The 23,443-nt window shown below is 60.4% G+C and carries 23 protein-coding genes, 1 tRNA gene and 1 pseudogene; 17 read left to right on the top strand and 8 right to left on the bottom strand.

Annotation, left to right across the window (positions count from 1 at the left end; translation table 11 throughout):
- Window positions 1-101 precede the first annotated feature (101 nt).
- Window positions 102-1,060, bottom strand: a protein-coding gene (locus GKR99_11050; GenBank protein ID NKB28053.1) for an IS630 family transposase whose coding sequence is annotated in 2 segments (ribosomal slippage) — window positions 102-716 and window positions 719-1,060 — 957 coding nt in all. Because the reading frame shifts where the segments join, the coding sequence is not laid out codon by codon here.
- Between GKR99_11050 and GKR99_11045 the strand changes: the two genes are divergently transcribed.
- Complete coding sequence (locus tag GKR99_11045) at window positions 1,059-1,220, top strand: hypothetical protein (GenBank protein NKB28052.1); 162 nt, start codon at window positions 1,059-1,061, stop codon at window positions 1,218-1,220. The genes GKR99_11050 and GKR99_11045 overlap by 2 nt on opposite strands.
- Window positions 1,221-1,847: 627 nt before the next feature.
- Here GKR99_11045 and GKR99_11040 read toward each other — a convergent pair.
- Window positions 1,848-2,264: a transcriptional repressor gene (locus tag GKR99_11040; GenBank protein ID NKB28051.1), complete on the bottom strand. Its 417-nt coding sequence runs from the start codon at window positions 2,262-2,264 to the stop codon at window positions 1,848-1,850.
- Window positions 2,265-2,439: 175 nt separating this feature from the next.
- Here GKR99_11040 and fabA point away from each other — a divergent pair, with 175 nt between their 5' ends.
- The 16 genes and pseudogenes from fabA to GKR99_10960 all read left to right on the top strand — a co-directional run bounded on the left by fabA (window position 2,440) and on the right by GKR99_10960 (window position 18,595).
- On the top strand, window positions 2,440-2,955 hold the full coding sequence (gene fabA / locus GKR99_11035) for a bifunctional 3-hydroxydecanoyl-ACP dehydratase/trans-2-decenoyl-ACP isomerase (GenBank protein NKB28050.1): 516 nt from the start codon (window positions 2,440-2,442) through the stop codon (window positions 2,953-2,955).
- A 12-nt stretch (window positions 2,956-2,967) separates the two neighbouring features.
- Window positions 2,968-4,188, top strand: a complete 1,221-nt coding sequence (gene fabB / locus GKR99_11030; protein ID NKB28049.1) for a beta-ketoacyl-ACP synthase I — start codon at window positions 2,968-2,970, stop codon at window positions 4,186-4,188.
- Between the two features lie 4 nt (window positions 4,189-4,192).
- Entirely contained in the window at window positions 4,193-4,981 is a 789-nt protein-coding gene (locus GKR99_11025; GenBank protein NKB28048.1) for an SDR family oxidoreductase, read from the top strand.
- Between the two features lie 100 nt (window positions 4,982-5,081).
- Entirely contained in the window at window positions 5,082-6,743 is a 1,662-nt protein-coding gene (locus GKR99_11020; GenBank protein NKB28047.1) for a PAS domain-containing protein, read from the top strand.
- A 224-nt stretch (window positions 6,744-6,967) separates the two neighbouring features.
- Window positions 6,968-7,789 (top strand): alpha/beta fold hydrolase, encoded by an 822-nt coding sequence (locus GKR99_11015; GenBank protein NKB28046.1) that lies wholly within the window; start codon window positions 6,968-6,970, stop codon window positions 7,787-7,789.
- Window positions 7,790-7,797: 8 nt separating this feature from the next.
- Window positions 7,798-8,760 carry a pyridoxal-phosphate dependent enzyme gene (locus GKR99_11010; protein NKB28045.1) on the top strand — a complete coding sequence of 321 codons (963 nt, stop codon included), beginning with the start codon at window positions 7,798-7,800 and terminating at the stop codon, window positions 8,758-8,760.
- Between the two features lie 49 nt (window positions 8,761-8,809).
- Complete coding sequence (gene pobA, locus GKR99_11005) at window positions 8,810-9,976, top strand: 4-hydroxybenzoate 3-monooxygenase (protein ID NKB28044.1); 1,167 nt, start codon at window positions 8,810-8,812, stop codon at window positions 9,974-9,976.
- Window positions 9,976-10,764, top strand: coding sequence for a 3-oxoadipate enol-lactonase (pcaD, locus tag GKR99_11000; protein NKB28043.1), 789 nt, complete (start codon window positions 9,976-9,978; stop codon window positions 10,762-10,764). The genes pobA and pcaD overlap by 1 nt, the downstream gene beginning before the upstream one ends.
- On the top strand, window positions 10,757-11,137 hold the full coding sequence (gene pcaC / locus GKR99_10995) for a 4-carboxymuconolactone decarboxylase (GenBank protein ID NKB28042.1): 381 nt from the start codon (window positions 10,757-10,759) through the stop codon (window positions 11,135-11,137). The genes pcaD and pcaC overlap by 8 nt, the downstream gene beginning before the upstream one ends.
- Window positions 11,134-11,871, top strand: coding sequence for a protocatechuate 3,4-dioxygenase subunit beta (pcaH, locus tag GKR99_10990; protein NKB28041.1), 738 nt, complete (start codon window positions 11,134-11,136; stop codon window positions 11,869-11,871). The genes pcaC and pcaH overlap by 4 nt, the downstream gene beginning before the upstream one ends.
- Entirely contained in the window at window positions 11,871-12,479 is a 609-nt protein-coding gene (gene pcaG, locus GKR99_10985; protein NKB28040.1) for a protocatechuate 3,4-dioxygenase subunit alpha, read from the top strand. Before pcaH ends, pcaG begins: the two co-directional genes overlap by 1 nt.
- Before the next feature lie 14 nt (window positions 12,480-12,493).
- The gene (locus tag GKR99_10980) at window positions 12,494-13,324 is read left to right on the top strand and encodes a 3-keto-5-aminohexanoate cleavage protein (GenBank protein NKB28039.1); all 831 of its coding nucleotides are present in this window, start codon (window positions 12,494-12,496) and stop codon (window positions 13,322-13,324) included.
- Window positions 13,324-14,643: an adenylosuccinate lyase family protein gene (locus tag GKR99_10975; protein ID NKB28038.1), complete on the top strand. Its 1,320-nt coding sequence runs from the start codon at window positions 13,324-13,326 to the stop codon at window positions 14,641-14,643. The genes GKR99_10980 and GKR99_10975 overlap by 1 nt, the downstream gene beginning before the upstream one ends.
- A gap of 110 nt (window positions 14,644-14,753) precedes the next feature.
- A pseudogene (locus tag GKR99_10970) lies at window positions 14,754-15,977 on the top strand (MFS transporter).
- 194 nt (window positions 15,978-16,171) lie between these two features.
- Window positions 16,172-17,257, top strand: coding sequence for an alcohol dehydrogenase catalytic domain-containing protein (locus GKR99_10965; protein NKB28037.1), 1,086 nt, complete (start codon window positions 16,172-16,174; stop codon window positions 17,255-17,257).
- Window positions 17,258-17,356: 99 nt separating this feature from the next.
- A complete protein-coding gene (locus GKR99_10960; GenBank protein NKB28036.1) occupies window positions 17,357-18,595 on the top strand; it encodes a mandelate racemase/muconate lactonizing enzyme family protein in 1,239 nt (412 codons plus the stop codon).
- Window positions 18,596-18,615: 20 nt separating this feature from the next.
- Here GKR99_10960 and GKR99_10955 read toward each other — a convergent pair whose 3' ends face one another.
- The 6 genes from GKR99_10955 to GKR99_10930 all read right to left on the bottom strand — a co-directional run bounded on the left by GKR99_10955 (window position 18,616) and on the right by GKR99_10930 (window position 23,428).
- On the bottom strand, window positions 18,616-18,879 hold the full coding sequence (locus GKR99_10955) for a hypothetical protein (GenBank protein NKB28035.1): 264 nt from the start codon (window positions 18,877-18,879) through the stop codon (window positions 18,616-18,618).
- A 198-nt stretch (window positions 18,880-19,077) separates the two neighbouring features.
- On the bottom strand, window positions 19,078-19,482 hold the full coding sequence (locus tag GKR99_10950) for a hypothetical protein (GenBank protein ID NKB28034.1): 405 nt from the start codon (window positions 19,480-19,482) through the stop codon (window positions 19,078-19,080).
- Between the two features lie 97 nt (window positions 19,483-19,579).
- Window positions 19,580-19,656 (bottom strand) — tRNA-Arg (locus tag GKR99_10945).
- A gap of 379 nt (window positions 19,657-20,035) precedes the next feature.
- Entirely contained in the window at window positions 20,036-20,605 is a 570-nt protein-coding gene (locus GKR99_10940; protein ID NKB28033.1) for a TRAP transporter small permease subunit, read from the bottom strand.
- Between the two features lie 52 nt (window positions 20,606-20,657).
- The gene (locus GKR99_10935) at window positions 20,658-21,947 is read right to left on the bottom strand and encodes a TRAP transporter large permease subunit (GenBank protein ID NKB28032.1); all 1,290 of its coding nucleotides are present in this window, start codon (window positions 21,945-21,947) and stop codon (window positions 20,658-20,660) included.
- Window positions 21,948-22,426: 479 nt separating this feature from the next.
- Window positions 22,427-23,428: a C4-dicarboxylate ABC transporter substrate-binding protein gene (locus tag GKR99_10930; GenBank protein NKB28031.1), complete on the bottom strand. Its 1,002-nt coding sequence runs from the start codon at window positions 23,426-23,428 to the stop codon at window positions 22,427-22,429.
- Between the last annotated feature and the right edge of the window lie 15 nt (window positions 23,429-23,443).

The raw sequence follows: 23,443 nt of genomic DNA, 5'->3' as shown, positions 1-23,443 counted from the left end.
CCCGCCCGGACGGGCTGGCGAGTGCACGGCGGCTTCGCCTTGATTCCGTGCACGAAAAAAAATTTGGTAACTACGAAGAGAGTAACTAAAGCGTTTCGACATTAACCTGAGACATATCCGGCGGCCTTAAAGTAGTTCCAGCATTCTACTGGGTCGTAGAGATCGCAGATTGCTCCGATTGCTTCGAAGACCTGGGTAAAGGACCTGGCCCCGATCCGTCGCAAATGGGCTTTCAGTTTAGAGAAGGCCTGCTCGATGGGATTCAGGTCGGGCGAGTACGGTGGCAGGTAAAGGAACCAGCAGCCGTGATTGCGTAAAGCCTGCGTCGCCTCCTTATTCCGGTGGGTTGCCAGGTTGTCGAGAATGACGACAGTGCCGGGGTTGATCTCGGGGACCAGCACTTCGCGGATGTAGGCCGCGAAGGCGGGGCCATCTATCGCTCCCTTGATGACCCAAGGTGCGATCAGCGCGCCTTGGGTCAGGCCCGCGATCAAGGTTTGGGTTCCCCAGCTTCCGAAGAGCGCATCCATCGTCAGGCGCTTACCGCGCTTGGCTCTGCCGCGTAGGCGCGTGAGGTTTGTCTTCACTGCGGTTTCGTCAATAAAGACAACGCGCTCAGGAAAGGTCGCAATGGCTGGCGAGCGGTATCTGAACCAGTCGGCCCGTTGCTGCCTTACCTTGGCGCGGCGGCGCTCGGTTGCGACCAGCGACTTTTTTTGTACGTGAAGCCGAGCCGGGACAGAAGGTTGGCGATGGAGGAGTGATGCACCCGCACACCCTCTGCATCGGCCAGCGCATTACGCAACTCAAAGAGCGTGATGTCAGGGTCTTGTGCGATCAACTCCTCAAAGAATTCCCGATGCGGAGCCAGCTTTCCCTTGCCGCGCGGCGGTCCCTGCCGGGCAGGTTCCGCATGACCCTTCATCCTCACCTGACGCGCCCACCGCGCGCCTGTGGCAGGCGACAGCTTCAACCGCAACGCCGCCGCGCGCCCGCTCAACCCTTCTTCAATGTATCTCTGAAACCGTATCCGAAGCGCAGATGGCAAAGGTGCTGACATGATCCATCCTCCCAAACAGGATGAATCACAGATCAGGTCTGATTGTGTTGAAAAACTCCGAAATCAGAGCGTCGCGGATTTCTTGCGAAAACCTATGAAGCGAAATAGTCGGAAAGCTTTGACCACGAGACAGCGCATGGCTGCGCGTGAGCGCATGTAGGCGATTTGGGCCGACCCCCGCGCCAAAAATTTAGGATCGGGCTGCATGGAAAGAAAAATCATCGTTCAGGCCCTAAAACGGAGTTTTTCAACACAATCGTCTCAAGGGAATCCCTCGCGATTCAGGTTCAAGCCGAAACGCTTTAGAGCTGCAAACGCGCGCTCATCAGACGCAGACAGTCAATTAAAAGAAACACACCGACCGAGAGTAGTGGATTTCTTCAACCTTTTCCTGCGCGTTCAAACGCCATGTCACAAATCTAAGCGTATACCAACAAAAACGGCTCTTGCGTAGCGACGTCGCTCTTTTTGTGAACAGAGTTCCATTGGAGTCTCTGTTCGCAAACTCGTTTAGATATTTCGGCTCGCGAAGTTGTTCCGATTTCGCGGCGTTGTAACTTGTCGCGGCCGAGTGCACGGGAATTATCGTATACTCGCGAGCAACCAACCACTCAATCAATTCACTTTCTTCGGCGCCTTTTTCCGGCATCCCAAAAGGCTCACGGTCCAGAAATGCGGCGAACAGTCCGACGAATAACAATAGGGCAGATACGAGCAGCCAATGACGGCGCAAGCTTTTTTGCAGAGCAAATAGTTCTATTCGATTGGACAAAGCTGCCGCTGCTTCTCAAACCTTCCGCAACCGAATAACCACATCCACCTTCGCGATCTCGGCCCCCTCGGGCGCGTCTGGCAGGGCAGTGATCTTCAACTCCTCCGCAGGGGCATCGGTCAGCCGTGCCTCATCCTCCCAGAAGAAATGCGGGTGGTCGTCGGTGCGGGTGTCGAAATAGCTTTTCGCCCCGTCGACCATCACCTCTTGCATCAGCCCGGCGTCGCAGAAGGCACGCAGGGTGTTATAGACAGTGGCGAGGGACACGGCCTCCCCCTCGTCCCGAACCGAACCATAGAGGCTTTCTGCCGTCACATGCCGGTCGTTGCCGTCACCGATCAGCAGCGCGGCGAGTGAGACACGCTGACGCGTTGGGCGCAGGCCGGCACCGGCCAGCCAGGCCTCTCCGCGTTCTTGCCAAATGTCATCCATCACGCTTCATCCCGCTGTTCGCAGGCAATATAGCGGCCCCGCCCCCTTGGATTCAATGGATTTTCGCCAGATCGCCCCAAAACCCGGCCCTTGCGGCACGCTTGCCAGTCGGCGGACCGCTCTGCTAGACGCGGGTTTGACACGCCCCGCAATAAAAGAAAGGCGGACCCGAGGGATGGCAGATTTTCCGACCAGTTTTGACAAGGACGCGCTGTTGAAGTGCGCGCGCGGAGAGTTATTTGGCAAAGGCAACGCGCAATTGCCCGAACCGCCGATGCTGATGATGGACCGGATTACGGACGTCAGTGCCGACGGCGGCGAACACGGCAAGGGCCATATCGTGGCCGAGTTGGATCTGTTCCCCGAAATCTGGTTTTTCCCCTGCCATTTTCCCGGCAACAACGTCATGCCGGGCTGCTTGCAGCTGGATGGCTTGTGGCAATTGACCGGGTTCAACCTGGGCTGGCGGGGCTGGCAGGGTCAGGGGTTTGCGCTTGGCGCGGGCGAGGTCAAGCTGTCCGGTATGATCCGCCCCGAGAACAAAGTGGTGAAATACACAGTCGATTTCACCCGCGTCATCGACCGCCGCCTGAAGATGGGCGTGGCGGACGGCAAAGTGGAATGTGACGGCGAATTGGTGTGCGCCGTCAAAGACATGCGGGTCGGTCTTGCCGCCCCGACAGAAGCCTGAGGGGGAACGCAAATGCGTCGGGTTGTTGTAACAGGAATTGGGATCATTTCGGCCATCGGCAACGATGTTGCCACGGTTGATACGGCACTGCGGGTCGGCAAATCCGGCATCACCGCCGCGCCGGACTATGCCGAGCACGGCTTTCGCAGCCAGATCCACGGTAAGCCCGATATCGTGCTGGAAGATCACATCGACAAGCGCGTCATTCGCTTCATGGGCCCTACGGCGGCCTATGCCTATCTGTCGATGGAACAGGCGATTGCGGATTCCGGCCTGACCGAGGCCGAGGTCAGCAACGAACGCACCGGTCTGGTTGCGGGGTCGGGCGGTCCCAGCACCTCGAACCTGTTTATCGCGCATAACATCGTCACCGAAAAAGGCGCGCCCAAGCGGATGGGGCCATTCATGGTCACACGCGGGATGAGCTCGACCGTAAGCGCCTGTCTGGCGACACCGTTCAAGATAAAGGGCATCAACTATTCGATTACCTCAGCCTGTTCCACGTCGCTGCATTGCATCGGCAACGGGGTCGAGCAGATCCAGATGGGCAAGCAGGATGTCGTCTTTGCGGGCGGCGGGGAAGAAGTTGACTGGACGCTTTCCTGCCTGTTCGACGCGATGGGCGCGATGTCATCGAAGTATAACGACACGCCGGAACTGGCCTCCCGCGCGTTCGACGCCACCCGCGACGGGTTCGTCATCGCAGGCGGCGGCGGCATGGTGGTGCTGGAAGAACTGGAACACGCCAAGGCGCGCGGCGCGAAGATCTATGGTGAGGTGACGGGCTATGGCGCGACCTCGGACGGGCACGACATGGTCGCGCCTTCGGGTGAAGGTGGTGAACGCTCGATGAAGCTGGCGATCAGCACGCTTGGCGACCGCAAGGTGGATTATATCAACGCGCACGGCACCTCGACCCCGGCGGGCGACGTGACCGAGGTTCAGGCCGTGCGGCGCGTGTTTGGCGAGGATCACCCGCCAATCAGTTCGACCAAATCCATGACCGGCCACAGCCTGGGCGCAACCGGCGTGCAAGAGGCGATTTATTCCATGCTGATGATGCAGGGCAGTTATATCACGCCCTCGATCAACGTGACGGAACTGGACCCCGCGCTGAGGCCGGAAGAGATCGTGACCGAGCCGCGTTCGGCTGAATTGGAGACGGTTTTGTCCAACAGCTTCGGGTTTGGCGGCACCAACGCCACGCTCTGTGTCAGCAAGTATCACGGGTGATCCCATGGCAAATTTGATGGACGGAAAGCGCGGCCTGGTGATGGGTGTGGCCAACAACCACTCGATCGCCTGGGGCATCGCGCAATCTTTGGCCGCTGAAGGGGCCGAGCTGGCGTTTTCCTATCAGGGAGAGGCATTCGGCAAGCGTGTCGCACCGCTGGCCGAAAGCCTGGGGTCGGATTTTCTGGTCGATGTGGATGTGACCGACGATGCCTCGATGGATGCGGCCTTCGGGCAGATTTCCGAACGATGGGGCAAGCTCGATTTCCTGATCCATGCCATCGCATTTTCGGACAAGGCCGAATTGACCGGGCGTTTCATCAACACCAGCCGCGACAATTTCCGCAATTCGCTGACGATCAGCTGTTATTCCCTGATCGATGTGGCGCGTCGAGCACAACCGTTGATGACCGATGGCGGGTCGATCATCACGCTGACCTATCTCGGCTCCAACCGCGTGACGCCGTTTTATAACGTCATGGGGGTCGCCAAGGCGGCGCTGGAAAGCTCGGTCCGGTATCTGGCAAATGACCTTGGCCCCGAAGGGATCAGGGTCAACGCAATCTCTCCGGGGCCGATGCGGACGCTGGCGGGGGCGGCCATCGGTGGCGCGCACAAGACCTATAAGACAACCGAATTGAACGCGCCCCTGCGCGCCAATGCAACGTTGGAGGCAATCGGCGGCACGGCAGTCTACCTGAGCAGCGATCAGGGGGCTTGCACCACGGGCGAGGTTATTAACGTTGACGGCGGCTTCCACGTGCTGGGCATGGCGCAACCCGAGAACCTGTAAGGGGCTGATTTTCCTGCAAGACTGCAGTTAACGGAACCTTCAGATTAATCAGCCCAATCTGCACCCACGTTATTTCAGACGCGGGGACGGTTGAGACGCCATGAATTACTTGCAGAAAGAACTATACGACCTGGTGCAGTCGGATTCCTCGGTGTTCGAATTTTTGCAGGCCGGATCACTGGACGGCATTTGGTATTGGGATCTTGAGAAGCAGGAAAACGAATGGATCAGTGACCGGTTCTGGGAATTGCTGGGCTATGACCCGGACGAAATGCCCCACCGCGCAGACGCCTGGCAAGAAATCATATTCCCGGAAGACCTCGACACGGCGATTGCAAATTTCACCGCCCATTGTGCCGACCCCGATCACCCTTATGACCAGATGGTGCGATATCGCCACAAGCAGGGGCACACGGTTACGGTGCGCTGTCGCGGGATCGCCATTCGCGACGCCGACGGCACCCCCAAGCGGCTGTTGGGGGCGCATACCGATCTGACGGACCTCAAGCGGACGGAATCGATGCTGCGCGACGTCAACGCCCAGTTGCAGCAAGCGCGCGATTCTGCGCAATCCGCCTCGGACGCGAAGACGACGTTTCTGGCCACGATCAGCCATGAGGTGCGCAATCCGCTGAATGGCATCCTTGGGATGGCGGACGTTCTGGCGCGTACCCAGATGACGGCCGACCAACTGCGCATGGTCGAAGTGATCCAGAAATCTGGCGAGCATCTGCTTTCGCTGACCAATGACATGCTGGATCTATCGCGGGTCGAAGCGGGCGCAATGCGGTTGGAGATGGACCAGTTCGACGTTGTCGCCGAACTGGACGCAGTTGTTCGCCTGCACAGGCTTCGGGCCACGCAGCGTGGCATCGACCTGTCCCTGAGTGTGAAACACGATCTGCCTCAGGTGCGCGGATCGGCCAAGGCGCTGCGCCAGATCGTGACAAACCTGATCACGAACGCACTGAAGTTCACCGAACGGGGAAGTGTCGCGGTCACGGTCGAGCTTGCCAAAAGCGACGAACCCATCGGCACGGACACCCCGGAAGAAGAAGAACGCCAGGCCCTTATCATCCGTGTAATCGACAATGGTTGCGGTGTTCCCGATGATCGCAAGCAAACCATCTTTGAGCGATATGAAACCCTGAACAGCCCGGAAGAATTCGCGACCGGCATCGGGCTGGGCCTGCCCATTGCCCGGCGCCTGGCCAAACTGCACGGCGGAACGCTGACCGTTGCGGATAGCGAAGGTGGCGGATCGATCTTCGAGGCTCGGCTGCTTGTCCACACATTGGACACCGGCGCAACAAAGACGGATCAGGCCAGCCCCGCGATTGAATTTGGAGAGGTGACGCATCCGCTGCGCCTGCTGGTTGCAGAAGACAACACAATGAACCGCTTCGTACTCAGCGCGATGCTGGAAGGCGCCATGGTGGACCTGACCTTCGTCGAAAACGGGGCCGCGGCGTTAGAGGCCGCGCTGACGGACGAATTTGACGGCGGGCTGTTCGACATCAAGATGCCGATCAAGAACGGTGATGAGGCATTGCGAGAACTGCGCGCGGAAGAGGCGCGATGCGGCAAGCCCCCGCTCTATGTTGTCGCGCTCAGCGCGAACACGATGCCCGATCAGGAGGCCGGATATGAAGCGGACGGGTTCAACGACCACCTTGCCAAACCGCTGAGCCTTGCGTCGCTGGCGGATTGCCTGCGCAAACTGGCCTCCCAGGCGTCGGTAAAGGCACTGAAAAGCGCCTGACCTGCTGAGCGCACTGGCGGCTGTCGGGCGGGCAGCGTCATTGCCCCTTTCCCGCATCCTGCGCCTGTGCGACCGTCACGATGAATCCCGTGTCGGAGCGTCGCTTTGCCCATCGCCCTTGCGATCCTGTACAATTGCCCGAATGCCCTACCCGACATGCGGTTGCAGATCGGCGGACTTCTTAATCCGGGTATCCGTGTCAGTGAACCCGAGGCGGCGTTCTGATGCCAGATTTTACCGCAGCGGACGGCACGCGCCTGCACTTCACCGACCAGGGCGAAGGCCCGCCCATTCTGTGCCTGGCCGGGCTGACCCGGAACGGGCGCGATTTCGGCTATGTCGCCCCGCATCTTACCGGCAACAGATTGATAACGATGGATTATCGCGGGCGCGGGCGCTCGGGTTGGGCGGACTACAGGACCTATACGATCCCGACCGAGGCTGCTGACGCACTGGCGTTGCTGGATCATTTGGGGATTGAACGCACCGCGATCCTGGGAACCTCGCGCGGTGGGTTGATCGCGATGGGTCTGGCGGCAATGGCGAAGACCCGGCTGACCGGCGTTGCGTTGAACGACATCGGGCCAGAGCTGATGGCCGAAGGGCTGGCCGATATCGGCGACTACCTTGGCCGCCGCCCCGCCGCAAAGACGTTTGAACAAGCCGCAGCAATGCGCGCGAACCTGATGCCGGGGTTCAACAGGGTTCTGGACAGCCGCTGGGCCGACGAAGTCCGCATTCACTATGTCGAGGCTGCCGACGGGTTGGATATCACCTATGATCCCAGACTGCGCGACGCCGTCGAAGCGGGGCGCGACCAACCGATGTCCGACCTTTGGCCGATGTTTGATGCGCTGAGCGGGTTGCCACTGGCGCTGATCCGGGGCGCAAACTCAAACCTGCTCAGCGCGGCGACTGCTGACAAAATGCGCGCCCGCCGCCCTGACCTGATTTTCGCCGAGGTTCCCGATCGCGGCCATGTGCCGTTTCTGGATGAACCCGAAGCGCTGGCCGCGTTGCACGACTGGAGGGCCAAACTGCCGTGAATATCGAGATGATCCATGCCGCCGCCGCCCGCGCCCAAGGACACGTTCGCCGAACGCCGTTGCTGAACTCAGCCTTCCTGGACGAGGTCGCCGGGCGCCGGGTTTTCGTGAAACCCGAATGCCTGCAACACACCGGAAGCTTCAAGTATCGCGGGGCGTGGTCGGCGCTGTCCGCATTGGATGCCGATCAGCGCGCCATGGGTGTCATCGCATTTTCATCGGGCAATCACGCGCAGGGCGTGGCGCTGGCGGCAAAGCAACATGACGCTCCCGCGGTCATCATAATGCCCGAGGATGCACCTGCCCTGAAGATTGCCAATACCCGCGCTTACGGGGCTGAGGTTATCCTCTATGATCGCGAAACCGGTGATCGTGACGCAATCGGAGCGGAACTGGCCGCCCAGCGTGGCCTGACGCTGATCAAACCGTTCGACGAACCGCAGGTGATCGCCGGGCAAGGCACCACGGGGTTGGAGATTGCCGAACAGGCGGCCGAGGCCGGGGTTGCGGACGCCGACGTTCTGGTTTGTTGCGGCGGTGGCGGGCTGACCTCGGGCATTGCGCTGGCGCTTGAGGAACACGCGCCTAACCTGCGGACCCGCCCGGTTGAACCTGATGGGTTCGACGACGTGAAACGCTCGCTGATCTCTGGCAGGATCGAGCGGAATACGATGCAGGCAGGCTCGATCTGTGATTCCATCGTCACACCCTCGCCGGGGCAGATCACGTTCCCGATCATGAATCGTCTGTGCGGGCCGGGCATCGCCGTGCCCGACAAAGACTGCCTGCGCGCCATGGCTGATGCCTTCCTGCGCCTGAAAATCGTGCTGGAACCCGGCGGCGCCGTGGCACTGGCGGCGGCGCTGTATCATCCCAATACGGTCGAGGGCGACGCGGTGATCGTCGTGGCCAGCGGCGGCAACGTCGATCCGGGCCTGTTTGGCGATGCGCTGAGCCGTCTGGGCGTTTGACAGCCCCCCCGCGGGCGCGCAATTCTGCGCAAAAAGGAAGGGGCATCCATTGCGCACGCAGGTCTGCTTTATCGGCGGCGGTCCATCCGGGCTGCTGCTTAGCCAGATGTTGCATCGCTCGGGCATTGACACTGTCGTGCTGGAGGCGCGATCCCGCGCCTATGTCATGGGCCGCATCCGGGCCGGATTGCTGGAATGGGGCAGCGTCGAGGTGCTGCGGGCCGCTGGCGTGGGTGCGCGGATGGACCGGGACGGCATCGCCGATGACGGGGTGAACCTGGCCTCTCAACACGGGGATTTTCGAATTGATCTCAACGCGCTGACCGGAAAGCGCATGATGATCTATGGCCAGACCGAGATCACAGCCGACTTATACGCCGCGCGCGATGCCATGGCAGGCGTCGTGATCGACGAAGCAGCAGGCGTTCAGCCCCACGATCTGGATACGGGCGCGCCTTATGTGACCTATTCCAAAGACGGCAGCACTTGCCGGATTGATTGCGACTGGGTGATCGGTTGCGATGGCTTCCACGGCGTCAGCCGAAGCTGCATCCCCGCCGACACCCTGAAAACGTTCGAGCGTGTCTATCCGTTCGGCTGGCTGGGCGTGCTGTCCGAAACTCCACCCGTCAGCCGAGAGATCGTCTATGCAAACCACCCCCGAGGCTTTGCGCTGTGCTCACTCAGGAACGCAAACCTCAGCCGCTATTACGTGCAGGTTCCAGCAGACGATGCGGCGGAAAACTGGACTGACGATGCCTTCTGGGACGAGCTTCGTCGCCGTTTGCCCGACAAGGTGTCGGACGCGATTGTCACGGGTGCATCCGTTGAAAAATCCTTCGCTCCGCTGCGCAGTTTCGTGGCCGAGCCGATGCGCTGGGGTCGATTGTGCCTGGCCGGGGACGCGGCGCATATCGTGCCGCCGACCGGGGCGAAGGGGCTCAACCTGGCGGTCAGCGATGTGGTCTATCTGCATGACGCGCTTGTGGCACATTTCGACGGCGACGATGCCGGGATCGACGGATATTCGGCCCGCGCGCTGGACCGTGTGTGGAAGGCGATCCGCTTTAGCTGGTGGATAACCTCGACATTGCACCGCTTCCCGGACCAGAATGACTTTGACCAACGCATTCAGGACAGTGAGCTGGCGTATCTGGAAACCTCGGCCGCAGCACAAACCGTTCTGGCCGAACAATACGTGGGATTGCCCTTCTGATGCAGATGATCCGGCTGGACGACCTTAACGTACACTATCGCGAGGATGGCGACCCGGATGGGCGGGCGGTGATGTTCTCCAACTCTCTGGGGACGGACCTCAGGCTGTGGGACAAAATCGTGCCGATGCTTCCCGACGGCTTGCGCCTGATCCGCTATGACAAACGCGGCCACGGGCTGAGTGATGCGCCCGCCGCCCCCTATCACATGGGGCAACTGGTCAGCGATGCGGAACGCCTGGCGGATCATCTGGGCGTGCGCGATTGCGTGTTTGTCGGGCTGAGTGTCGGCGGGCTGATCGCGCAGGGTCTGGCGGTGAAACGGCCCGATATTGTCGCGCAGATGGTAATCTCGAACACTGCCGCCAAGATTGGCACGCGGGCGATGTGGGATGAACGGATTGCGGCTGTGAAGGCAGGCGGAATTGCCGCGCTGGCCGATACGATCATGGAGCGCTGGTTCGCAAAGGCGTTTCTGGAAACAGCCGAGCGTGCCGACTGGCAGGCCATGTTGGAACGCCAACTGGACGAGGGCTATATGGGCGTTTCTGCCGCGATCAGCCATACGGATTTCATGAACACCACCGCCGCGCTGACGCTGCCGACCCTTGCGATTGCCGGATCCGAAGATGGTTCGACGCCGCCCGATCTTGTGCGTGAAACAGCGGCCCTGGTGCCGGGATCGAGGTTCCACCTGATCCGCGGTGCAGGCCACCTGCCTTGTGTCGAAGCGCCAGACGAATTTGCCCGAGTGGTGTCGGATTTCATTGTCGAGACTGCCAATGGCTGACAAATACGACAAAGGCATGAAGGTGCGGCGCGAGATTCTGGGCAATGCTCATGTGGATCGCGCCGAGGCTGCAAAGACGGAAATTGATGAACCGTTTCAGAATCTTATCACAGAAACGGCCTGGGGGTCTGTCTGGTCGCGCGATACGATCACCCGTCGCGAACGTTCGATGCTGACGATTGCGCTGCTTGCCGCCCAAGGCCACTGGGACGAAATGGCGATGCATGTCCGCGCGACCGCCAACACCGGGGCCAGCGCAGAAGACATTCGCGAAACGATGCTGCATGTCGCGCTCTACGCCGGGATTCCGGCGGCGAACCATGGGCTGAAGATCGTCAAGGAAACCCTGGCCGGGATGGAGGGCGCGGAATGACCAGTCGCAGACCCGCCGGCGGGTTTTTCATGCGCGACACCGGCAGGCACCCGCCCGCGCTGACACCGCAATATAAGTCCAGCGTCACGCGCGCGCCCAGCCGGGCGTTGCTGTCGATGCCCCAAACACTGGGCGAGGTTACGGGCCCGGTATTCGGTCATGACATCCTCGGCAAGCTGGATAATGATTTAATACTGAACTATTCGCAGGATGGAACCGCTGCCATCGGCCCACGGATCATCGTTTATGGCCGTGTGCTTGACGAAAACGGACGCGGCGTTCCCGGCGCATTGGTCGAGGTCTGGCAGGCCAACGCAGGCGGGCGGTATCGCCACGCCAAGGAAGGGTACATCGCCCCGCTGGACCCGAATTTCGGCGGCTGCGGGCGGATGATCACGGACGACGCAGGCGGATACGAATTCCGCACCGTTCAACCCGGCCCCTACCCCTGGCCCAACCGGGCCAATGACTGGCGACCAGCGCATATCCATTTTTCGATCTTCGGTCACGGCTTTGCGCAGCGCCTGATCACCCAGATGTATTTCGAAGGCGATCCGATGATCTGGCAGTGCCCCATCGTCGATACCGTCCCCGCGCGCGAAGCGGTCGAGGCGCTGATCGCCAAGCTCGACATGGCCGCGACGATCCCGATGGATGCGCGGGCCTATCGCTTCGACATCGTCCTCAGGGGGCGGCGTGCCACCCTGTTCGAAAACCGGATGGAGGGGACGTGATGACCCGGATTGATCGGCTGCACGAAAGCCCCAGCCAGACCGCAGGGCCCTATGTCCACATTGGCTGCGTGCCCAATTTCTGCGGGATCAAAGGCATCTATTCGGAAGATCTTGGCGCAAGGATGGTCAATGACCAGACAGACGGTCAGCGGATCACCATCACCGGCACCATTTTCGACGGAACCGGCACGCCGTTGAAGGATGCGTTGGTCGAGGTCTGGCAGGCGGATGCTGCGGGCCTGTACAACAGCCCGTCAGAAACACGTGGCACGGCTGACAGGAATTTCGCCGGCTGGGGCCGCGCAGCGGGTGATTACGCGACCGGGGAGTGGCGCTTTGACACCGTCATGCCGGGCGCTGTGCCCTTCCCGGATGGCCGGATGCAATCGCCGCACATCACATTCTGGATCGCTGCAAGGGGGGTCAATTTGGGGCTTCAGACCCGGATGTACTTCCCGGATCAGGATAACTCTGCCGATCCGGTCCTGTCACGAATCGAACATCAAAGCCGGATTCCGACGCTGATCGCCGAGCAGGTGGATGCGTCAACCTATCGCTTCAATATTCGCCTGCAAGGCGATCGCGAAACAATCTTTTTCGACCTCTGAACAAGGGCCGCCCCATGACCACCCCCTGCATCATCTGCGTCGCCATCACCGGGTCGGTCCCGCAGAAATCCGACAACCCGGCCGTGCCGATCACAATTGCCGAACAGATCGCCAGCACCCGCGAAGCATTCGAATCGGGCGCCTCAATCGCCCATTGTCACGTGCGCAACGACGATGGCACCACCACATCAGACCCCGAAAAATTCGCCGCCTTGAAACGCGGCATCGAAGATGCCTGCCCCGGCATGATTGTTCAGCTGTCCACCGGCGGACGCTCGGGCGCGGGCAGGGAACGGGGCGGGATGCTGCCTCTGCGTCCAGACATGGCCAGCTTGACCGTCGGTTCAAACAACTTCCCGACGCGGGTCTACGAAAACCCGCCCGATCTGGTTGACTGGCTGGCCAGTGAAATGCGCACCTATGATGTCCTGCCCGAGATCGAGGCCTTCGATCTGTCGCATATCCATCAGGCCGTGAAGATGCACGGCGACGGTCGGTTGGTCGGGCAGCTTTATGTGCAATTCGTCATGGGCGTGAAAAATGCCATGCCCGTGGATCGGGAGACCTTCGATTTCTACGTGAAAACCGTAAAGCGCCTGGCCCCGGACGCCCAGTGGTGCGCCGCCGGAATCGGCCCCGGGCAGATCCTGCTGAACCAATGGTGTATCGAGGCGGGCGGCCACACCCGCACCGGGCTTGAGGATAACATCAAGCTGGACCGCACCACTCTGGCCCCGTCTAACGCCGCACTGGTCCGGCGGACCGCCGATCTTTGCGCCAAACACAACCGACCCGTTGCCACCCCAGAACAGGCGCGCAGGATCCTGGGGCTCAGGGCCGCCTGATGCCCGCCAGCCCGCTTGACAGCGCCATCTATCGTCAGCTGTTCGGCGATGCTGAGGTTGCGAAACTATTCACCGACAGCGCTGAGGTGCGTGCCATGCTGGTGGTCGAAGGCGCGCTGGCCAAGGCGCAGGGCGCGTTGGGGATGATCCCGGAAACTGCCGCCGCCGCGATTCACCGCGACGCGATGGAGGTGGTTATCGACCCCGCTGCGCTGGCGGCAGAAACCGGGCGCAGCGCCGTGCCCGTCCCCGCGCTGGTCGACGCGTTCCGCACCGCGATGCAGGCCCCGGATCACGCGCAGTTTGTGCATTGGGGCGCGACGTCGCAGGATATCATCGAAACCGGCCTGACCCTGCGCCTGCGTCAGGCGCTGGTGATCGCCGAGGGACGTCTGATCGCGACCGCCAAGACGTTGGGAACACTGGCAAAGACCCACAGCGAAACGCCAATGGCGGGCCGTACCTACGGTCAGATCGCCACGCCCACGTCCTTTGGTGCTGTGGTCGCAGGTTGGGGTGAACCGTTGCTCAGACACCATGAGCGGCTGTCTGACCTGCGCCCGCGCCTGTTGCATGTGACCCTTGCCGGGGCGGCCGGAACCCTGTCGGCGATGGGGCCGGATGGTCCAAAGGTACGGGCCGCGATGGCCAGGGCGCTAGACCTGTCGGACACAGAAGCCTCCCACCATGCCACCCGCGATCACATCGGCGAACTCGCTGGATGGTGCACGCTGGTTACCGGCAGTCTGGGCAAGATGGGTGAGGACCTGACCCTGCTGTCGCAATCCGGCATTGCCGAGGTCAGCCTCGGCGCGACCGGCAGTTCGTCCACGATGCCGCAAAAACAGAACCCGGTGGCGCCTTCGGTTCTGGTCGCATTGGCGAATGCGGCCAATGCGCTGAACAGCGGGCTGCAGGGCGCGCTGGTGCATCGTCAGCAGCGCGACGGTGGTGCGTGGCTGACCGAGTGGCTGTTGCTGCCGCAATTGATCCTGACGACGACCAAAGCGCTGGCGGTTGCACAATCCCTCGCCGATACAATCGCGCCTGATGTGGATGCGATGGCCGCGAACCTCGACGATGGGCTTGGTCTGATCCACGCCGAGGCGCTGTCTTTCGCGCTTGCCACCACCCTGTCCCGCCCAAAGGCACAAGCCGAGATCAAGCGCCTTGCGGCTGCTGCGCGCGCATCTGGCACCCCCCTGCCCGAGTTGGTCGCCGCCGCGCATCCCGGCACCGCCCTGCCGGACACCCAAGCACAGCTTGGCACTGCCCCGGATCAGGCGCGCGCCTTCGCCGCGCGCGCAGGCAAGTTCTGAAAACACCCTCCTCTTGTCACAAACACTCCCGCCGGAGGCATGATTTTTCGACGAAAAATCAACCCCGCGCCACCCTTCACAAATGCCGCGCGACCGCCTAGGTCAGACCAATGCGCGATCGCCTGCCCTTGATATTCATTCTGATCACCGTAGTCATCGACTCGATGGGGATCGGGCTGATCATGCCGGTGATGCCGGACCTGATCCGCGAAGTGCGCGGTGGCAGCCTGGCCGAGGCGGCGCTTTGGGGCGGCCTGTTGGCGACGGCTTTCGCCGTGATGCAGTTCCTTTTCGGTCCGCTGGTCGGCAATCTGTCCGACCGGTTCGGGCGCAGGCCGGTGCTGCTGATCGCGCTTGGCGTTATGGCGCTGGATTATCTGGTGATGGCGGTAGCGGGAACAATCTAGCTGTTGCTGGCCGGACGGCTTGTTGGCGGGATCACGGCGGCAACACAATCGACCGCCAACGCCTATATCGCCGACATCTCTGGACCCGAAGAAAAGGCGGCCCGCTTTGGCCTTGTTGGTGCTGCGTTTGGGATCGGATTCGTGCTTGGCCCGCTGATCGGCGGTGTGTTGGGAGAGTTCGGAACCCGCGCGCCCTTCTATGCCGCCGCAGCCCTGGCCGCGACCAACATGGTCTTCGGTTATTTCGTTCTGCCTGAAACCGTCACCGACCGCATCCGCCGCCCGTTTGAGATGCGACGCGCCAATCCGTTCGGCGCGTTCCGCCATCTGGGCGCATTGCCCGGGATCGGACGGCTGACGGTCATGTTCTTCATCTATCAGGTCGCGTTCTTCGTATATCCGGCGATCTGGGCCTATTTCACGGAAGAACGTTTCGGATGGGAACCTGGCATGATCGGCGCCTCACTCGCCGCGTTCGGTGTGTCGATCGCGCTGGTTCAGGGCGTGCTGATCCGCCCCGTTCTGGCGAAGTTCGGAGAGCGTAAGACTGTCATCATCGGTCTGGCCCTGAATGGCGCCGGGTTCCTGGCCATGTCGCTTGTGACCAGCGGCGCGGTGGCGTTGATGCTGACGCCGCTGACGGCCCTTGGCGCGATGACCATACCGGCGCTGCAAGGTATCATGTCGCGCCGTGTGCCCGACGACAGCCAGGGAGAGTTGCAGGGCCTGCTGACCAGTGCGGGCGCATTGGCGGTGATCATTTCACCGGTGCTGATGACCCAGACGTTCTATCTTTTCGCGGCCGAAGGTGCCTCGCCCTATTTGCCCGGCGCACCGTTTGTTCTGTCACTTGTATTGATCGCGATCTGCGCCGTGGTCTTCATCAATCGCGGCGCCCGGCCCGCAGGAACGACCCCTGCGAGTTAGGCGTAACGCCCAAATCCAGCGTCGTTGTTTTGCGCCCAATGCGGGCCCTGCCTGCGTCGACGCATCGCAGATGATCGCCCGACGATCTGGCGCCACAAACGAATGCATGCGCCGTTGATTTTCGCACTTGCAGCCATCCACGCCCGTCGCCAAAGTCGCCGCGAAAATCGCGCTCCGACGAAGCGAGGCCCCCATTGCGAACCATCAAAGCTGCTGTCTGCCACGAATTCGGACAACCCTTGCAAATCGAATACGTTCAGCTGGCACCGCCAGGACCGGGCGAGGTGCAGGTGGACCTTGTTGCCTGCGCGATCTGTCATTCCGATATCGCCTTCGCTGATGGTATCTGGGATGGTGATCTGCCTGCTGTTTATGGCCATGAAGCCGCGGGCCATGTCGCAGCCGTCGGTGAAGGCGTTACCGGCGTGAAAATCGGCGATCCGGTTCTGGCGACCCTGATCCGCGCCTGCGGGTGCTGCGCCCCCTGCGCTGGTGGCAAGCCGGTGCTGTGCAACAGCCCCTCAACGCTCAGCCCGTTGAAAACTGCGAATGGCGATCCACTGTCACAAGGCATGGCCATCGGGGCCTTTGCCGAGGCTGTGACAGTGCACCAGTCGCAGGTTGTTGTGATACCGGACAGTATCCCGATGGCGTCGGCCAGCCTGCTGGCCTGCGGGGTCATCACCGGCGTTGGCGCGGTGGTCAATGCGGGCGGTTTGCGACCTGGCGAAGATGTGGTGGTGATCGGGGCCGGCGGCGTCGGGCTTAACGCAATTCAGGGCGCGCGCATTGCCGGGGCGCGGCGGATTGTGGCGGTCGATCTGAACGAGGACAAGCTGGACGCCGCACTCGATTTTGGCGCAACCGACGCGGTTTTGGCCAGTGGTGAGGCACCCTGGAGCGACGTGAAAGCGGCCATCGGGCGTGGCGCCGATCTGGTGGCGGTCACGGTTGGTGCGATCCCGGCGTATAACCTTGCCCCGCGCTATCTGGCTGCGGGCGGACGGATCGTGATGGTGGGCATGCCCGCGTCCGAGGCCGAAGCCAGCTATATCCCGGTCAACTTTGCGGCTGTTGGGCAGGGCATGGTCGGTTCGAAAATGGGTGACGTTGTGTTGTCGCGCGATATTCCCTGGCTGGTTGATATTTACGGGCAAGGGCGATTGAAACTGGATGAGTTGGTTTCGGCCACATATTCGCTGGATCGGATCAATGCCGCCATCATCGACGCAAAAGCCGGTGGCGCGCGCCGCAATGTGATTCTGTTTGATGAAGGTTAGAGGTTTCCCCGCCTTCGGCGGCGACCGGGGCCGCTTCGCGGCGAAAGAAGCCTCCGGCGGGGATATTTTTGGGTCAATGATGGCCGGGGGAGGCGCTTCATGAAACTGCGTGATCTTGAGGTTTTTGTCGTGGCGCCCCCCGCGCCGGGCTGGGGCGGGCGTTATTGGATTATTCCAAAGCTGACTACGGACACCGGCGTCGTTGGATATGGCGAATGCTATGCAAGTTCCGTTGGCCCGGACGCGATGCGTGCTGTTATTGCGGATGTGTTCGAACGCCACATGTTGGACGAGAACCCCGAGAATATCGAACTGATGTTCCGCCGTGTTTATTCAAGCGGTTTTACGCAACGCCCGGATCTGACCGTGATGGGGGCGTTTTCGGGGCTGGAGATTGCTTGCTGGGATATCCTCGGCAAGGACCGGGATCGCCCGGTGCATGCGCTGCTTGGCGGGCGGGTGAATGAGCGTATCCGGGCGTATTCATACCTCTATCCCGCGCCGGGATCGGATCTGAAACGCTTCTGGACCTCGTCCGAGGATCACGCCGATGTGGCCGCGCAGATGGTTGCGGATCACGGCTTTACGGCGCTGAAATTCGACCCCGCGGGGCCTTATACGATCCACGGCGGGCATCAGCCCTCGATGCCCGATATCTCGATCTCAGTGGCGACCTGCGCGGCAATTCGCGCGGCTGTGGGCGACAAGGCCGACCTGCTGTTTGGCACCCACGGGCAGTTCACCACGCCCGGCGCGATCCGGCTGGGCAACGCCATCGCGCCTTACAATCCGCTTTGGTACGAAGAACCGGTGCCGCCCGACAATCTGATTGAATTCGCCGCCGTAGCAGCCGGGCAGCCCGTGCCGTTGGCCACCGGAGAGCGTCTGACCACCAAGGCCGAATTCGGAGCGTTGCTGCGTCTGGGCGGGGTGAAGATCCTGCAACCGGCACTGGGACGCGCGGGCGGGATTTGGGAAGTCAAGAAAATCGCCGCCATGGCCGAGGTGTTCAACGCCGAAATGGCCCTGCATCTTTATGCCGGACCAGTGGAATGGGCGGCGAATATCCAGCTTGCCGCGTCGATCCCGAACCTGCTGATCGCCGAAACGATCGGTACTGGCGGCGGGTTCCATGGAGATCTGATCTGGCATAGTTTTGGCTGGGAAGACGGTTATGTGATCCCGCCGGACCTGCCCGGACTGGGGATCAACTTCGACGAGGATCTGGCGCGCGCGCACCCCTATTCCGGCGACGGGCTGCATCTGCAAATGCAGGAGGACCCCTGCGATTACCACGGCGGCAATTCCTTCGAAGGTGGTGCGCCGCCGAGGGAGTAGGGTCAGGCCCCAAGCCCCGCTCAGAGGGTCAGCAGTTTGCCCTCGACGCGCAGCAGAAACCGGGCTCGGTCGGCCTCGGTGGCGCGGTCCATCGAATGCAGTTGCAGCCACGTCCGCTTGCAGCGCGGGTGGAACAGTCCGCGCATACCGCGAAGGATCATCGCCCGCCCCGGATCGCCGATCAGGCGCATCCACCACCAGGGAGAGCCCGAAGTCGTGATGACAATCAACTGGCGGATGTTGGTCAGCTTGCCCTTGATCCGGTCCGAGTTGCCGTCCGGCACCTCAAAGGCCGCGCCTGGCAGATTGTGTTGAAAAACTCCGAAATCAGAGCGTCGCGGATTTCTTGCGAAAACCTATGAAGCGAAATAGTCGGAAAGCTTTGACCACGAGACAGCGCATGGCTGCGCGTGAGCGCATGTAGGCGATTTGGGCCGACCCCCGCGCCAAAAATTTAGGATCGGGCTGCATGGAAAGAAAAATCATCGTTCAGGCCCTAAAACGGAGTTTTTCAACACAATCGGCAGAAAGACACGCTCGAACCAGCCTTTCAGGATCGCGGGCGGGCCGTAATTCCAGGTCGGGTAGATCAGGCACAGCGCCTCGGCCCAGATCAAGGCGTCGATATGGTCCTGAACGGCGGCGCGGTTCTTTTCGGGCTTGGTGAAATAGCTGTGCCATTCATCGCGCGCCATCACCGGATCAAAGCCCTGCGCGCACAGGTCGATCTGGCGCAGCTGATGTCCCGCCGCCCCCAAAACACGGGCCGCGCACTCCTTAAGCGTCGCGTTGAAACTACGCTCGGACGGGTGGGCGTGGACGATAAGGATGTTCAAGTCACGCCCCCTCTCCGCTGGCTGACCGGCGGACGGGCCGCGCCCGGCCATTCAGTCCCCATGCACCTTGATACAAACCACCACGCCAAGGATAGCATCGGTCGATTTACATTGTTGTTTGCCAATCAGAACAACGACGGCAGGATATTGGCGACCCCGCTAGGACTTGAACCCAGAACCTACGGCTTAGAAGGCCGTTGCTCTATCCAGTTGAGCTACGAGGTCGCACATCGCATGTATATGTGCCTGCCGCTCTGTCTTCTACAAGCTTTTTGCTCATCGTCGCCGCGACCAACCGCGGTGGGATTGGCACGGTGTGTTGTTTGACCTGATGCGGTTCGAAGGATGAGTCGGGTAAGCCCGCCTTTTGGGATGGATATCCAAGAATGGGAATTTTGCCGGCTGGTTGAGCCGTGTTTCAAAGCTCGAATTCTCGTTTGGCGTAAGGTGTGATTTGGTGCCGCCTGGATTCAGAATCTATTAATCGATCCCTGCACCAACGGCAGTTTCGACCGGGAACCGGCGCGGGCGGTAATCGCGGCAATTACCGGGTTGCATGAGTTAATGCCGCTTCGCTTTGCCTGCATCGATGTCTGCTTTGGTGTTAGCCAGCCATATTTTCGTCTAACTCACTGGCGGTTTGATATGTGCCGGTCTTGAACCGTACACAGTCTTCGATAACCGAGGCCAGTGCCGCGATACTGACGAGCACACCTGAGATCGGAACGATGGAGATCGCGTATTTCTTGGGCATGTAATTCGGCTTGAACACGAACCCGCCGTCTTCCCAGGCGAAATACCACATCTCCCAGTATTTGCCGCCCATGGTCGACACGGCCTCGATCCCATAGATGATCATGATCAATCCCAGCCCAAAAATCACAATGGACCAGAATTGTTGCACAGCGAAGGCTGCTTTGATCGGAAGCCACGTATAGACGAGGTCCAGTGCGATGTGGTCGCGGTCTCTGACCGTCAGCGCCAATGCAAGGAAAACCAGCCAGATATTGCTGAGCACGGTCAGCAAGTCGCCCCAGACGGGCGGGTTCAGAAAGACATAGCGCATCACGACGGAATAGACCGTGAAGGCGACCATGAGGAACAGGAAGATCGCACAGAACGCGGTCAGAATCCTGCGAACCAGTCGGTCGATGAAGACGGCGGCGGACAGCATTAGAATGATCCCCCTGCAATCGTATGGTCCATAGCAAGGCTCCAATCCGTCATCATTGCGAGAACCCCAAAACGCGCGGCAGATACATGGTGATGTCCGGTACGATGATCAGCACGAACAGCAACCCGAACAATGCGACAAGGTAGGGCAGCATCGCCACGGCGACCTTTTCCAACCGAACTTTGGCAATTGCCCCGGCGGTAAAGAATGCGACACCGACTGGCGGCGTTACAGACCCGATCAGAAAGCCGACCACCACGACCAGTGCCGCCTGTACATCCGCGTAACCTGCTTTCACCATCACATCGACGAGAACCGGGCCAACAACGATGATATTGGCCGCCGAGTCCATCACCATGCCCAACAGGCATATGAACAAGACCAGCACCAGCGCAAACACCAACGGGTTTTCCGTGTAGCTAAGCAGCCAATCCTCTAGTTGCCCAATCGCTCCAAGCGAGGTCAGCAACCAGCTGAACGGGCCAGAGGCAGCAATTATGATGAACACCATCGCGGAATTTCGAAAAGCCCGGACAAATGCACTTTGGCAGTTGTCCCAGTTGATCGTGCGGTAAACAAACAGGCCTACCAACAAGGCGATTGTAGCAGTCAACGCGCCCGCCTCGACCACACCTGCAATGCCAAACACAACGGATCCGACCAGCACGATGGGGATCAGCAAGGCAAACGAGGATTTATAGCCGACGATAGCGATGGCCTTCAGGCTGAATGGTTCCTCGCTGCGTTCAAAATTATGCTTTCGGGCGATGATATAGTTGATCACCATCAACAACAGGCCGATCAGAAGGCCCGGAACGATGCCTCCGGCGAATAGCGCGCCAACCGAAATGCCCCCGGCGTTTGCCAGAACGATCATCATGATCGAGGGCGGGATGATGCCGCCGATTGTGGAGCTCACTGCGGTGATCGCCGCCGCGAAGGCCGGTGGATATCCGGCCTTTTTCATGGAAGGGATCATCAGCGATCCGACTGTTGCGGTATCCGCCACAACTGACCCATTCATCCCGGCAAAGAACATGCTGACCAGCACATTCGCCTGCGCCAAGGATCCGCGCATCCGACCAATCAGGCGCTGGCTTAGTTCGACCAAACGATCCGTGATCGTCGCGCTTGTCATCAATTCGCCCGTCAACATGAAGAACGGGATCGCAGTCAGCGGAACCGAGTCAATCGCGCTGAACATCTGGCTTGGTATCAGGATCATCGGCGCGGCATCGGTGATCAGAATGTACACCACAGGGATCAGGATCATCGTGAACCCGACCGGCGCCCCCATCATGATGAGCACGACCAGAATGATCAAAAGCATGACGCTTTCCATGGGCGGGGAGTCCTATCAGTTTGTGACCGAATGATCAGCCGTAAAGACACCGACGCGCTTCGCGTTAAGCCCGAACCCGCCTTCTTTGCATTCAAATCAGCTTGATGCTGATCTGGAAAGCGCGTTTTGATACAGGATGTGCCTTAGGGCAATCTTCAAACGCTGTAAGTGGCGCGAAACCTATCCGCGCCACCTGTTTGTTTGATCTACCGCGTCGCTTACAGGGCGCCGGCGTCCTCGAGCTGTGCGATGAAACCGGTCATCCCTTGCTCCTCCAAGACCCGCCGGGCAGTTGCCGGATGATTGTGTTGAAAAACTCCGAAATCAGAGCGTCGCGGATTTCTTGCGAAAACCTATGAAGCGAAATAGTCGGAAAGCTTTGACCACGAGACAGCGCATGGCTGCGCGTGAGCGCATGTAGGCGATTTGGGCCGACCCCCGCGCCAAAAATTTAGGATCGGGCTGCATGGAAAGAAAAATCATCGTTCAGGCCCTAAAACGGAGTTTTTCAACACAATCGGATCAAAGCTGCCCTTCGCGTTCAGCCAGGCATCGATGGCACCTGCGCGCCATTTGGTCATTTCTTCTTCCGTCGGTACGTACCACTCATTGATCGAAGCTTTGATTTCAGCTTCACCAGCTTCCACCCAGGCGCGGTCAAGTTCTTGTACTTTCTGACCGAACGCTTCGGCAGCTGTGTGCAGCCACTCTTTTTCCTCATCGCTCAGCGCATCATACTGGCGTTTGTCGATGGACAATTGGTTGCCAGACCATGATCCACCGATCTCGGTGAAATATTTGGCGACTTCGTGCAAATTGGCGACATGCTGCCACGGCGTTGCAACATACTGGCCAGAGACGACGCCGGTTTGCAGACCCTGATAGAGCTGCGACCAGTCATAAGGTACAGGCACCGCACCCCAGTTCTTTACCAGCGTGTATTCAATCGGGCTTTTGGTAACGCGCCATTTGATGCCGGCCATATCAGCGGGCTCGTGCACCGGACCATGCGCATTGCCAAGCTGGCGGAACCCGCCGCTTGAATATACCGTCAGGCAAACATGGCCTGCTTCTTCAGCTGCGATATCGCACTGCTTTTTCGCCAGCCATTCGGTAGAAATGCGATCCGCGTCTTCGATGCTTTTGAAGATGTAAGGCAGGTCGAAAATTGCCAAAGCCGTGCCGAAATTACCAAAGTTCGCGGTCGAGCTGGTCCAGAGCGCCAGCAAGCCTTGGTTGGCCTGCTCGCCACAGGATTGCTCGGAACAGAGCGATTTGCGGTAATGCGGTTCGATCGTCATCTTGCCGCCCGAGACTTCCTCCAGCGTCGGGATCAGCGCCTGATCAATCGCATCGCCAATCGGCATGCCAAGGAAGCCCACTGTCCCAAGTTTCAATACTTTTTCCGCCATAGCGGTCTGCGCCATCAGCGCTGTGGCCGACGCCAGGCACAGCACTTTGCATATGGATGTTATCCTCATGTCTCTCATCTCCCG

Source organism: Paracoccaceae bacterium (genome assembly GCA_012103375.1).
Taxonomy (GTDB): domain Bacteria; phylum Pseudomonadota; class Alphaproteobacteria; order Rhodobacterales; family Rhodobacteraceae; genus WLWX01.
The sequence above is the reverse complement of the archived record's forward strand: the minus strand, read 5'-3'. Positions and strand labels throughout refer to the sequence as shown.

Excerpts from the sequence above, each read along its gene's own strand:
- GKR99_11040 (NKB28051.1), bottom strand. The coding sequence starts at position 2,264 with ATGGATGACATTTGGCAAGAACGCGGAGAGGCCTGGCTGGCCGGTGCC.
- GKR99_11015 (NKB28046.1), top strand. The coding sequence starts at position 6,968 with ATGCCAGATTTTACCGCAGCGGACGGCACGCGCCTGCACTTCACCGAC.
- GKR99_10930 (NKB28031.1), bottom strand. The coding sequence starts at position 23,428 with ATGAGGATAACATCCATATGCAAAGTGCTGTGCCTGGCGTCGGCCACA.
- pcaD (NKB28043.1), top strand. The coding sequence starts at position 9,976 with ATGCAGATGATCCGGCTGGACGACCTTAACGTACACTATCGCGAGGAT.
- pcaG (NKB28040.1), top strand. The coding sequence starts at position 11,871 with ATGACCCGGATTGATCGGCTGCACGAAAGCCCCAGCCAGACCGCAGGG.
- GKR99_11010 (NKB28045.1), top strand. The coding sequence starts at position 7,798 with ATGATCCATGCCGCCGCCGCCCGCGCCCAAGGACACGTTCGCCGAACG.
- GKR99_11045 (NKB28052.1), top strand. The coding sequence starts at position 1,059 with ATGATCCATCCTCCCAAACAGGATGAATCACAGATCAGGTCTGATTGT.
- GKR99_10935 (NKB28032.1), bottom strand. The coding sequence starts at position 21,947 with ATGGAAAGCGTCATGCTTTTGATCATTCTGGTCGTGCTCATCATGATG.
- GKR99_11020 (NKB28047.1), top strand. The coding sequence starts at position 5,082 with ATGAATTACTTGCAGAAAGAACTATACGACCTGGTGCAGTCGGATTCC.
- GKR99_11025 (NKB28048.1), top strand. The coding sequence starts at position 4,193 with ATGGCAAATTTGATGGACGGAAAGCGCGGCCTGGTGATGGGTGTGGCC.
- fabA (NKB28050.1), top strand. The coding sequence starts at position 2,440 with ATGGCAGATTTTCCGACCAGTTTTGACAAGGACGCGCTGTTGAAGTGC.
- pcaH (NKB28041.1), top strand. The coding sequence starts at position 11,134 with ATGACCAGTCGCAGACCCGCCGGCGGGTTTTTCATGCGCGACACCGGC.
- GKR99_10980 (NKB28039.1), top strand. The coding sequence starts at position 12,494 with ATGACCACCCCCTGCATCATCTGCGTCGCCATCACCGGGTCGGTCCCG.
- pcaC (NKB28042.1), top strand. The coding sequence starts at position 10,757 with ATGGCTGACAAATACGACAAAGGCATGAAGGTGCGGCGCGAGATTCTG.
- fabB (NKB28049.1), top strand. The coding sequence starts at position 2,968 with ATGCGTCGGGTTGTTGTAACAGGAATTGGGATCATTTCGGCCATCGGC.
- GKR99_10950 (NKB28034.1), bottom strand. The coding sequence starts at position 19,482 with ATGGCCGGGCGCGGCCCGTCCGCCGGTCAGCCAGCGGAGAGGGGGCGT.
- GKR99_10960 (NKB28036.1), top strand. The coding sequence starts at position 17,357 with ATGAAACTGCGTGATCTTGAGGTTTTTGTCGTGGCGCCCCCCGCGCCG.
- GKR99_10975 (NKB28038.1), top strand. The coding sequence starts at position 13,324 with ATGCCCGCCAGCCCGCTTGACAGCGCCATCTATCGTCAGCTGTTCGGC.
- GKR99_10940 (NKB28033.1), bottom strand. The coding sequence starts at position 20,605 with ATGCTGTCCGCCGCCGTCTTCATCGACCGACTGGTTCGCAGGATTCTG.